Here is a 12,011-nt window from a genome sequence, read left to right on the forward strand (position 1 = left end):
CCGGTCCGTCTCGACGGGTGAATGAAATTGGCATTTTGCGTGACCAGAGAGCTTGACTGGCTGATGCGTGCGACGATCGCCGCCTCCCTGTTGCTCGCTCCCGGTGTGTGTTGGGCGCAGGGGCAGGCGCAGGCTCAGGCTCGGGCGTCGACGCAGGACGCCGCGCAGTCCCCCGCCGGGGAACCGCAGCAAGTGGAGCAGCCGAGCCTGCTCAATTCGATCGTCAGCCTGTTCAACCCGCAGCGCCTCGCCCAGGCCGGCCCGCAGGCGCCGGACGCCACGCCCTACACGGTCGAGATCGTGGTCAAGGGCGGCGACAGGGATCTGCGCAACGCCGTGGAAGCGGCGTCGGATCTGGAGACGCTGAAGAATCGCCCCCCGTCCGGCGCCGCCGGACTGGTGCGCCGCGCGCTCGCCGACCAGGGCACTATCATCTCCACGCTGTATGCCTCGGGCTTTTATGCCGGCATCGTGCGCCTGCGCATTGCCGGCAATGCCCCGGACGCGCCCAATATATTCGAGATCGTCGACGCCGCCCGCGCGCGCGGGCCGGTGCCGGTACGCGTCGAAATCGACCCTGGCCCGCTGTTCCATTTTGGCAAGATCGCCATTCTCGATGCCGCCACGCGCCGCCCGCTCACCGACACGCCGACGCTGGCGCGGCTGCGGCTGATGCCGGGCGAGCCGGCGCTCGCCTCCTCGGTGGTGCGCGCCGAGGGCATGCTGGTGGATAACCTGCGCCGCGTCGGGCACCCCTTTGCCCGCGTCACCGACAAGGACGTGGTGGCCGATCACGCCACCAAGCTGCTCGACGTCTCCTTCCAGGTCGCGCCCGGTCCGGCGGCCACCTTTGGCAAGTTCACGGTGAAGGGTGCGGACTTCCTCACCCCCGGATTCATCGAGCAGCGGATCGAGATCGCGCCCGGCACGCCCTATTCGCCGGAGGCGCTCACCCGCCTGCGCCGGCGGCTGCTGGGCTATGAATCGATCGCCAGCGTGCGCATCCACGAGGCGGACACGCTCGCCCCCGACGGCTCGCTGCCGATCACGCTGGAGATCGAGCCGCGCAAGCCGCGCTATGTCGGCTTCGGCGCCACCTATTCCTCGACCGACGGCTCGGCGGTCAACGTGTTCTGGGGGCACCGCAACCTGTTTGGCGGCGGCGAGACGCTGCGGCTGGACGCGCAGACCTCGTGGTTCGGGGAGAAGTCCGAGGCCGTGCCGGATGCCGATCCGTTCGGCTACAAGGTCTCCGCCTCCTTCATGAAGCCCGGCATCCTCACCGTGCAGGACGACCTTGTCGCCCAGGCGGCGGTGCTGCGCGAGGTGACGAATGCCTATGTGCGCGAGGCCGTGACGCTCATCGCCGGCGTGCGTCACCGCTACAGCGACCAGCTCAGCCTGCAGGTGAGCCTCGATCTCGAACAGTCGCATGTGCAGGATGCGGATGGCACCGGCGATTACGGCATTGTCGGCATTCCGTTCGACCTGAAATACGACACGACCGACAATGAGCTGGACCCCACCAAGGGCGTGCGCTTCGCCGGCACGCTGGAGCCTTTCGCCTATCTCGGCGATGCCGGCAGCGGGCCAACCCTGTTCAAGGGGGCCTTCTCCACCTACCACGCCTTCGACGACGAGAGCCGCTTCATCCTGGCGGGGCGCGTGGCGGCGGGCAGCGTGTTCGGCGCCTCGCTCTATGACATCCCGCCCCAGCGCCGCTTCTATGTCGGCGGCGGCGGCTCGCTGCGCGGCTATGACTACCAGTCGGCCAGCCCGCGCAATGCCGAGGGCATCCTCATCGGTGGCCGCTCCTTCTTCGAGGCGTCGCTTGAGGGGCGCATCCGCGTGACCGACACGATCGGCATCGTGCCCTTCTTCGACATGGGCTCGGCCTTCGCATCGGAATGGCCGGATTTCGACATGATGAAATACTCGGCCGGCATCGGCCTGCGCTACTACACCGCCATCGGGCCGCTGCGGCTCGACCTCGCCTTCCCGCTCAACCCGGGGCCGGATGACGGCACGTTCGGCCTCTATGTCAGCCTGGGGCAGGCCTTCTGATGGCGCGGATGGTGAAAATTCTCGGTGTCGCGCTGCTTGTCCTGGTGGTGGCGGTGATGGGCGCCTTCGGGCTGCTGCAGACCCCGCCCGGCAAGGCGCTGCTGGCGCGCATGGTCTCCGCGCATGTGTCCTCGCCCGATCTTGACGTGACGATCCGCGACATTACCGGGCTGGTGCCGTTCGACCTCGGCGTCGGCACGGTCGAACTGGCGGACCGCGACGGTCCCTTCGCCTCGGTGGAAGGCGCCGCACTGTCCTGGCGGCCGCTGGCGCTGCTGGGTGGCACGTTCGATGTCACCCGCCTGACGGCCGAGCGCATCCAAATCGCGCGCCGCCCCGTTCTGGCTCCCACCGAAAGCCCGGCCGCGAGCGATGGCGGCTCGACCTTCGTTCCGCCGATCCGCATCGCCACGCTCTCGGTGGGCGAGATCGCGCTGGATGAGCCGGTGATCGGCCATCCCGCCCGGCTCGCGCTCACCGCCTCGGCCGACATCGCCTCGCTGGCACGCGGCCTCTCGCTCAATTTTTCGCTGGAGCGGAAGGATGAGCCGGGCAGCATTACCGGCAAGGCGGCGTATCGGCCGCAGACGCGCGAACTCGACCTCGACATCGCCGCGCGCGAGCCGGCCGGTGGCCTGATCGCCCGCGCCGCCGGGCTGGACGGCCTGCCGGAAATCGTCGCCACGGTAACGGGCGCGGGCCCGCTCGACGCCTGGGACGGCCATCTCAATCTCACCGCCGGCAATGTCGCGCAGGCCTCGGGCGCGGCCGGCATCCGCGCCGCGGATAATGGCCATCGCGTGACCTTCGGCATCGACGCCGACATCTCCCGCCTGTTGCCGCCCGCCATCGGTCCGCTCTTCGAGGGTCGCACCGAACTGGCCGGCGCGGCGCTGGTCGACACGGCCGGCCGCACGCGGGTCGACAGCCTCACCGCCAAGGCGGCCGGGCTCAATACCGTGGTGAACGGCTCGGTCGAGCCTTCCGGCACCCTTGACCTGGCTTTTGAGGCGACAACGCCCGATTCCACCCGCTTCGCCGCGCTCGCGCCGGGCATAGACTGGCGCGCCACCCGCGCCACCGGCACGGTGAAGGGCACGGCCAGCGCGCCCGCGATCGATGCCCGCCTGCATGCCGAGGGGCTCGCCGGCGCCGGTTATGGCGCGGCGTCCGTCAATGCCCGGCTCATCACCACGCCGGACAGCGCCGGCACGCTCGCGCTGACGGTGGAGGGCGACGCGCAGGGCCTCACCGCGCAGGATGCCAAGGTGGCCGGCGCGCTCGGCACCGCCGGCGGCTTCTCGGCGGCCGGCTCCGTGCCGGCCGGCGGCCAGCCGGTACTTACCGGCTTCACCGTGCGGCTCGACGCTCTCACGGCGGCCTTTGCCGGCCGCGCCGACGCCACGGCGATCGACGGCGATCTCGATGTGTCGCGTCTCAACCTGGCCGCCTTCGCCCCGCTGGCCGGTCGCCCGCTGGCCGGACAGGCCGCGCTGACGGCCAAGGTGGCGGCGAGCGCCGATTTCGCCCGCGTCAGCCTCGATCTGAAGGGCAGCGCCCGCGATCTCGTCACCGGCATCGCCCAGGTCGACAGCCTGTTCGGCCGAGAGGCGCAGATCGAGGGGGCGCTGGCCCGCGACGGCGCCAATGCGCTTTCGGTGCGCGACATGCGGGTGAACACGCAGGGCCTCGCCCTCGTTGTGGACGGCCGCATTGCCAGCGATGTCGCCAACCTCACGGCGAAGCTCGCGCTCGACAATCTCGCCCGGCTCGACCCGCGGGTGAGCGGCGCGCTGACCGCCGATGCCGCCTTCTCCGGCACGCTCGACAATCTCGGGGTCCGTGCCAAGGTGAGCGTGCCGGATGGCACCGCCATGGCGCGCCCGCTGCGCAACGTGACGCTGGACGTGACGGCCGCCGACATTACCGGCGCGCCCTCGGGGAGCTTCCAGCTTGCCGGCGACATCGCCGGCAAGGCGGCGCGCGGCACTGGCAGCCTGACCACCGGCGCGGACGGCGCCCGCCAGCTCAGCGGGCTGAATGTCGCGATCGGCTCGGTCACGGCGCGCGGCGACATCACCCTTTCCCCGACGCATCTGGCGACCGGCACGCTCGCCGTGGCGGCGGGCGACCTCGCCGATATCTCCGCCCTCACCCTGCAGGAGGCGAGCGGCCGGCTCGATGCCACCGTGACGCTCGACGTGGCGAATGGGCGCCAGCGGCTGGCGGCGAAGGGAAATGCGGCCAATCTCCGCTTCGCCGGCCGCAGCCTCGCCAGCGCGCGGATCGACGCCACCGTCACCGACCCGCTCGGCGTGCCGCTGATCAATGGCACGGCCGACCTGAAGGGGCTCGACCTGTCCGGACTGGTGGTCGAGACCGCCAGCGTGAAGGCCACCGGCAACGCGGCCGGCACCGACCTGGTCGTGGAAGCGCTGGCGCAGAGCACCACGCTGCGCACCGCCGGCCGCCTCTCCCCCCAGCCGGGCGGCGCGCAGCTGCGGCTGGACCGACTGACCGTCAGCCGCGGCAATGTGAACGTCACCATGTCCGCGCCGACCACCTTCACGCTGGCGAATGGCGCGGTGCGCATCGACCAGCTGGCGCTGGCGGCGGGCGGCGGCAGCGTCACCGTCGCCGGCATGGCGGGGGAGACGCTGGACCTCACCGTGGATCTGCGCGCGCTGCCGCTGTCGCTGGTCGATCTCGTCGCGCCGGGACAGAACCTGTCCGGCACGCTCGCCGGCTCGGCGCGGGTCACGGGCCCGGCTTCCGCGCCCAATGGCAGCTATGACCTGCGCGTCGCCCGGCTCAGCAGCCCGGACATTGCCAGCAATGGCGCCGGTCCGTTCGACATTGCCGCCAGCGGCACCCTCGCGGGCGGGCGGGCCACCGTGCGCGCCACCATTGCCGGCCAGCACCTGCAGGGGCTCACCGTCACCGGCTCGGTGCCGGTCTCGTCGGGCGAGATTGAACTGGCCATTCGTGGCGCCATAGATCTCGCCATCGTCAATCCGCTGCTCGGCACCACCGGCTCACATGTCACCGGCACCGCCAATGTCGATGCCACGGTGCGTGGAACCGCCGCCGCGCCACGGGCGGGCGGCACGGTGCGCATCAGCAATGGCCGCTTCGACGACAGCGTCAACGGCGTGGCGCTGGACCAGATCAGCGCGGTGCTGACCGGGACCGAGCGCACCGTCACCCTCACCTCGCTCACCGCGCGCACCACCAATGGCGGCAGCGTCACCGGGCGCGGCACCGTGGCGCTCGACCCCGCCGGCGGATTCCCGGGCCGGATCGACATCGACCTTTCCAATGCCGCGCTGGTGAACAGCGATCTGGCCCGGCTTGTGGCCGATGGCCGGGTGGGACTGGAGGGCGCCTTTCTCAACGGACCGCGGCTGACCGGGCGCATCACGCTGCGCGCGCTCGACATCAACATTCCCGACCGTTTCCCCGGCGGCGTGCAGAACCTGAACGTGCGGCATGTGAACGCCTCGAAGGCGTTCACCCAGAAGCGCGAGGCCCAGCGCCGGACGCCCCCGTCGGCGAACCGCAACGGCGTGGCGCTCGATCTCGTGCTGGCCGCACCGAACAACACGGTGTTCGTGCGCGGCCTGGGCGTGGATGCGCAGCTCGGCGGCGAACTGCGCCTCACCGGCACGACGCGTGCGCCGGTGACGGCCGGCGGCTTCGAGATGCGGCGCGGAACCTTCGATTTCGGCGGACGCCGGCTCACTTTCACCCGTGGGCGTATCACCTTCGCCGGCAATAGCGATCCGGAACTCGACTTCATCGCCGAGGCCAGCAGCAGCGACGTGACGGCACGTATCCTCATTACCGGCCCGGCCTCGCAGCCGGTAATCAGCTTCACCTCGACCCCGGATCTGCCGCAGGACGAGGTTCTGTCGCGGCTGATGTTCGGTCGCTCGGCCGGTCAGCTCAATGCCGGGCAGGCGGTGCAGGTGGCGCAGACCATCGGCCAGTTCTCTGGCGGCGCAGGCGTGCTGAACAATGTGCGACGCTCGCTCGGCGTCGACAGCCTTGATGTGGGAACCGATTCCACCGGCAAGGGCGGGCAGGTCGGCGTCGGCCGGCGGCTCAACGACAATATCTATCTCGGCGTGCGTCAGGGCACGACGCCGGGATCGGGCCGGGTGACGGTGGATGTCGACGTCACCAAGAACATCCGCCTGCAGGGCGCCACCAGCGCCAATGGCGCGGCCGAGGTCGGCATCGGCGCGCAGTGGGATTATTGAGCGGGCTGGAGCCTTCTCGTTGAACTCCGGTTCACCGGGAAGGCTCCCGCCATTTGTACGGGCGCATTTCTTCGCGCGATACCGATGCCGCATCGCGCGAAAACGCGGCTAGCCGCCGGCCATGTCGCCGGTACCGTAGCGCACCGCCGGCTTGGAATGCGACAGGTCCGGAGCCAGCTTCATGCGGCTGGCGGTCAGTTCGTCCCATCCGCTCACGTCGGGCAGCGAGGGAATGGTGTAGATCTCGCCGGCCTCCAGCCCGCGCAGCGCCGCCTCCACCAGATCCTCCGGCGCCATCAGCATGTGGGCGGGCAGCGCGTTGATATCGAGCCCGGCGCGGTCGAAGAACTCGGTGCGCGTCAGGCCCGGCATCACCGCCTGCAGCCGCACCGGGCCGCCGTCGAGTTCGGCGACGAGCGACTGGGTCAGCGCCAGCACATAGGCCTTGGTGGCGGCATAGGCACCGGGGAACCGCTCCGGCACGAGGGCCACCACCGAGGCGATGTTGACCAACGTGCCCCGGCCGCGCGCGGAAAAGGCGTTGACCGCCGCCACCGCCAGCCGGGTAAGCGCCCGGACATTGAGGTCGAGCATGGCGTCGATCTTCGCGGGGTCGGCGCCGACGATGGGCCCCTCGGTGCCCGATCCGGCATTGTTGACCAGCAGCGTGATCGCCGGATCGTCGACAAGGCGCGCCGCGACGGTGGCGACATCCTCCGCCTTGCTCAGATCGGCCGGCATCACGTCGACCGTACGGCCGGTCTCCGTGGTGATGGCGGCGGCCAGTTCATCCAGCCGCGAACGGTTGCGCGCGACGAGGACGAGATCGTAGCCGCGGCGGGCCAGCTTCTGCGCATAGACCTTGCCGATGCCGCTGGACGCGCCCGTGACCAGGGCGGTTCCACGCGATGAGGGGGGCGACGAGGCGCTCATGGCACTCTCCAGTGTGAAGCGGCCACGCGACCGCGCGATATTCATTATGTGCGTCATGAAAACTTGTCGAGCGGCATGAGTCATCCGGCCATGCCGGTTGGGCGTAGTGTTCGACACAACCCGTGCGGATTGAGAAATCCGCGGTTCAGCCCAGCGGATTGCGACCCATGCCCTCCACGACCGCCCCGCCCATCGCGCAGTCTCCCGCACAGGCCCCCGCCCTTGTCTGGTTTCGCGACGATCTGCGGCTCGACGACAACCCGGCGCTGGACGCCGCGCTGGCGAGCGGGCGGCCGCTCGCTCTGCTCTATGTGCTGGATACGTTCAGCCCGAACCTGCGCCCGATGGGGGGTGCCTCCCGCTGGTGGCTGGGGCGCTCGCTGGCGGCTCTGGAAACCGCCATCGCCGCCAGGGGCGGACGGCTGATCCTGATGCGTGGCGCGGCCGAAGATATCGTACAGATGGTCGCGCAGGATCTTGGAGCCGGCGCGGTGTTCTGGAACCGGCGCTATGGCGCGGCCGAGATTGCCGTCGATACCGCGCTCAAGGCCGCCCTCACCGCGCGCGGCCTTGTTGTGGAGAGCTTCAACGGCGCGCTGCTGCATGAACCATGGACGGTACGCACACAGGCCGGCGGCCCGTTCCGGGTCTTCACCCCCTTCTACCGCAACGCCGCGACGCGGCCGCTGCGCCCGCTCGCCCGTCCACATGGCGCGTGGCGGTTTGCTCCCGCGACGGCTGGCAGGGCCTCAAGGGGGGAGACCATCGCGGACTGGTCGCTGGAGCCGCGCGCGCCCGATTGGGCCGGCGGAATGCGGGCCGCGTGGTCACCCGGCGAACAGGGCGCGCGGCAGCGGCTGGAAGACCTTATCGACCGGGGGCTCGAGGGCTATGCCGAATTGCGCGATCGGCCCGATCTCGATCACGTCTCGCGCCTCTCGCCGCATCTGCGCTTCGGCGAGATATCCCCGCATCAGATCCTCGCCGCGCTGCGCCATGCCGAGGCCGCCGGCACGGTGAGCGCGCGCGACGCCGGCAAATTCGTCAGCGAGATCTACTGGCGCGAATTCTCCTATCATCTGCTGTTCCACAATCCCGACCTCGCGCAGGCCAATTTCAACGCCCGCTTCGACGCGTTCGAATGGGCTGCCAACCCCGAAGCCACGCGGGCCTGGCGCCGGGGGCAGACCGGCTATCCCATCGTCGATGCCGGCATGCGCCAGCTCTGGCAGACCGGATGGACGCACAACCGCGTGCGCATGCTTGTCGCCTCCTTCCTCATCAAGCACCTTCTCATCGACTGGCGGCAGGGCGAGGCATGGTTCTGGGATACGCTGGTGGATGCCGATCCCGCCAGCAATCCCGCCAGCTGGCAGTGGGTGGCGGGCTCCGGGGCCGACGCGGCGCCGTATTTCCGCATTTTCAACCCGGTGACGCAGGGCGAAAAGTTCGATCCCGATGGCGCCTATGTCCGCCGCTTCGTGCCCGAACTCGCCGCGCTGCCGCCAGCCTTCATTCACAAGCCGTGGCAGGCGCCGGGCGAAGTGCTGGCCCGCGCGGGCGTGCGGCTCGGCGAGAGCTATCCCCGCCCGATGGTCGATCACGCGGCGGCGCGCGAACGGGCGCTCGATCGTTATGGCCGCATTCGCGGGGATTGATGGCCAGGCGGGTTGCCGAGGCGGACATGGCCCACTAGTTTTGTCGACCTTTCAAAACGGTGTGCGAATTCACAGATCATGGACATCCGCAACGGTCTCGTCGAGGCGATTGGCAACACGCCGCTCATCAAGCTCAAGGCCGCCTCCGAGGCGACCGGCTGCACGATTCTCGGCAAGGCCGAATTCCTCAATCCCGGCCAGTCGGTGAAGGATCGCGCGGCGCTGTTCATCATTCAGGATGCCGTTGCGAAAGGCCAGCTCAAGCCCGGCGGCGTGGTGGTGGAAGGCACGGCCGGCAATACCGGTATCGGCCTCGCGCTGGTCGGCAATGCTCTGGGCTATCGCTCCGTGATCGTCATCCCCGAGACGCAGAGCCAGGAAAAGAAGGACATGCTGCGTCTGGCCGGCGCCACGCTGGTGGAGGTGCCGGCGGTCCCCTATTCCAACCCGAACAATTACGTGAAGGTCTCCGGCCGGCTCGCCGAGGCGCTCGCGGCCAGCGAGCCGAACGGCGCGGTCTGGGCCAACCAGTTCGACAACGTGGCCAACCGGCAGGCGCATATCGCGACCACCGGCCCGGAAATCTGGGAGCAGACCCGGGGCGAGGTGGACGGGTTCGTCTGCGCCGTCGGAACGGGCGGCACGCTGGCGGGCACCGCGATGGCGCTGAAGGCGCGCAACGGGCGGATCCGGATCGCCCTCGCCGACCCGTTCGGCGCGGCGCTCTACAGCTATTACACCACGGGCGAGCTGAAATCCGAGGGCTCCTCCATCACCGAGGGCATCGGCCAGGGGCGCATCACCGCCAATCTGGAGAATGCGCCGATCGACGTCGCCTACCAGATCCCGGATGCGGACGCGGTGCAGATCGTGTTCGACCTGCTGGAGCACGAGGGCCTGTGCCTGGGCGGCTCCAGCGGCATCAATGTCGCCGGCGCGATCCGCCTTGCCAAGGACCTCGGGCCGGGCCACACAATCGCTACCGTGCTCTGCGACTACGGCACGCGCTACCAGTCCAAGCTGTTCAACCCCGTCTTCCTGCGTGAAAAGGGGCTGCCGGTGCCCGGCTGGCTGGAGCGCCATGTCGAGGTCCCCAACGTTCTGGTCTGAATGGCAACCATCCTTCTCTTCCGCGACGACGCCTACCAGCAGGAGACGACCGCCGTCGTCACCGGCCTCACGCCCGAAGGCGGCATCGTGCTCGACCGCACGGTGTTCTACGCCGCCGCCGGCGGCCAGCCTGGCGACAAGGGCGTGCTGGTGCGGCCCGGCGGGGGCGAGATCGCCATCGGCACCGCCATTTACGGGCCCGAAAAGAGCGACGTCATCCACGTGCCCGCCACGCCGGGCGGGCCGTTGCCCGAGCCGGGGGAAGCGGTGCGCGTGAGGCTCGACTGGTCGGTCCGCCACCGCCGCATGCGCATGCACACGCTGCTGCACCTGCTCTCGGTCGCCCTGCCCTATCCGGTGACGGGCGGCTCGATCGGCGAGGACGAAGGCCGGCTCGACTTCGACATTCCCGAGGGCGGGCTGGACAAGGACGCCATCACCGCGAAACTGGCCGAGATGATCGCCACCGGCGCGCAGGTGAGCGAGCGCTGGATCAGCGACGACGAACTCCTCGCCAATCCCGGCCTGGTCAAGACCATGTCGGTCAAGCCGCCGCTCGGCACCGGGCGCGTGCGGCTGGTGGAGATTGCCGGCCTTGATCTGCAGCCCTGCGGCGGCACGCATGTGCGCAGCCTCACGGAGATAGGCCCCGCTCTCGTCACCAAGGTCGAGAAGAAGGGTCAGCTCAACCGGCGCGTGCGCGTCGCCTTCGCCTGAACGCCGTTCGCAATCCGGAGCCGTGCCATGACCACCACCACACGCCTCGTCTCGACGGAATGGCTCGCCAGCCATCTGGGCGAACCGGACCTCGTCATCGTCGACGGCTCCTGGCACATGCCCGCCACCGGGCGAAAAGGCTATGACGAGTATCTGACGGCGCACATTCCCGGCGCGGTGTTCTTCGACATCGACGCCATCGCCGACACCACGAGCGGCCTGCCGCACATGCTGCCGAGCGAGGCGGCCTTCGCCACGGCGGCGGCGGGGCTGGGCATTTCCAGGGACGCCCGCATTGTCGTGTACGATTCCGCCGGCCTTTTCTCGGCGCCGCGCGTGTGGTGGACGCTTGGCGTGTTCGGCGCGCCGAACGTGTTCATCCTCGATGGCGGCCTGCCGAAATGGCTGGCCGAGGGGCGGCCGACCGAGGTCGGCGCCTCGACGCCCGCGCCCGCCCGCTTCGACGCACGGCTGGAGCCCAACCGGGTCGCCACCATCGAGCAGGTGGCCCATCGCCTCGCGATCGGCAGCGTGCAGGTGCTCGACGCCCGCGCGCCCGAACGCTTTCGCGGCGAGGCCCCGGAACCGCGCGCCGGCGTGCGGCCGGGCCATATTCCCGGCGCCCGCAACCTGCCGTTTTCCGACGTGGTGAAGGATGGCCGGCTGGCCGATGCGGCCACCATCCGCGCCGCCGTCGAGGCGGCCGGCATCGACCGTTCCAAGCCGGTGATCACCAGTTGCGGCTCCGGCGTGACGGCGGCGATCCTCTGGTTCGCGCTCGATTCCCTCGGCATGCCGCCTGTCGCGCTTTATGACGGCTCATGGACCGAATGGGGCTCGTCCGACCAGCCCGCGGCGATCGGGCCGGCGTGAACTGGAGCTCTCCCCGCGAAGGTCGATCGACCTCCGCGGTTCCAAAAGCCTCCAGCGCGGTGAGGCGCGAGCCATTTCTTGTCGATCAGGTGTTTCAACCCAATCGAGAAGGGCTTCAAGGCGCCAATCTTGCCCTCTCCCCGTTGGGGAGAGGTGGCCCGCGAAGCGGGTCGGTGAGGCGCGACGACGCCAGGAGGCGAACAAGCCCCCTCACCCCAACCCTCCCCCATTGGGGAGAGGGCGAGCATCGGCGTCTCCGCGCGCGTCTTTTCCAGCCTCCGTGCAGGTCAAAGCCTCAGTGCAGGATCTGGCTGAGGAAGAGCCTGGTGCGCTCGTGCTGCGGGTTGGAGAAGAACGCCTCGGGCTCGTTCATCTCGATGATCTGCCCGGCATC

Annotated in this window: 7 protein-coding genes and 1 pseudogene; 6 read left to right on the forward strand and 2 right to left on the reverse strand. The window is 69.7% G+C overall.

Translation table 11 applies throughout. The annotated features are described in order from the left end of the window. The first annotated feature begins 39 nt into the window (after positions 1–39). Positions 40–2,064, forward strand: a complete 2,025-nt coding sequence (locus QOZ99_RS21250; protein ID WP_306892000.1) for an autotransporter assembly complex protein TamA — start codon at positions 40–42, stop codon at positions 2,062–2,064. A gap of 8 nt (positions 2,065–2,072) precedes the next feature. Then, positions 2,073–6,326: a translocation/assembly module TamB domain-containing protein gene (locus tag QOZ99_RS21255; RefSeq protein WP_306892001.1), complete on the forward strand. Its 4,254-nt coding sequence runs from the start codon at positions 2,073–2,075 to the stop codon at positions 6,324–6,326. 108 nt (positions 6,327–6,434) lie between these two features. Here the strand turns inward: QOZ99_RS21255 and QOZ99_RS21260 are convergent, their stop codons facing one another. Then, positions 6,435–7,259: an SDR family NAD(P)-dependent oxidoreductase gene (locus QOZ99_RS21260; protein ID WP_306892002.1), complete on the reverse strand. Its 825-nt coding sequence runs from the start codon at positions 7,257–7,259 to the stop codon at positions 6,435–6,437. Positions 7,260–7,426: 167 nt separating this feature from the next. Here QOZ99_RS21260 and QOZ99_RS21265 point away from each other — a divergent pair, with 167 nt between their 5' ends. The 4 genes from QOZ99_RS21265 to sseA all read left to right on the forward strand — a co-directional run bounded on the left by QOZ99_RS21265 (position 7,427) and on the right by sseA (position 11,617). Next, on the forward strand, positions 7,427–8,917 hold the full coding sequence (locus tag QOZ99_RS21265) for a cryptochrome/photolyase family protein (protein WP_306892003.1): 1,491 nt from the start codon (positions 7,427–7,429) through the stop codon (positions 8,915–8,917). A gap of 78 nt (positions 8,918–8,995) precedes the next feature. Further along, positions 8,996–10,027: a cysteine synthase A gene (locus QOZ99_RS21270; RefSeq protein ID WP_306892004.1), complete on the forward strand. Its 1,032-nt coding sequence runs from the start codon at positions 8,996–8,998 to the stop codon at positions 10,025–10,027. Beyond that, complete coding sequence (locus QOZ99_RS21275) at positions 10,028–10,744, forward strand: alanyl-tRNA editing protein (protein ID WP_306892005.1); 717 nt, start codon at positions 10,028–10,030, stop codon at positions 10,742–10,744. It begins immediately after the preceding gene. A 27-nt stretch (positions 10,745–10,771) separates the two neighbouring features. Then, positions 10,772–11,617, forward strand: a complete 846-nt coding sequence (gene sseA / locus QOZ99_RS21280) for a 3-mercaptopyruvate sulfurtransferase (protein ID WP_306892006.1) — start codon at positions 10,772–10,774, stop codon at positions 11,615–11,617. 295 nt (positions 11,618–11,912) lie between these two features. Here sseA and QOZ99_RS21285 read toward each other — a convergent pair. Then, positions 11,913–12,011: pseudogene (locus tag QOZ99_RS21285) on the reverse strand (amino acid ABC transporter ATP-binding protein); the annotation flags it as partial.

Origin of the sequence: Ancylobacter amanitiformis (genome assembly GCF_030814815.1) — a bacterium.
Classification (GTDB): Bacteria; Pseudomonadota; Alphaproteobacteria; order Rhizobiales; family Xanthobacteraceae; genus Ancylobacter; species Ancylobacter amanitiformis.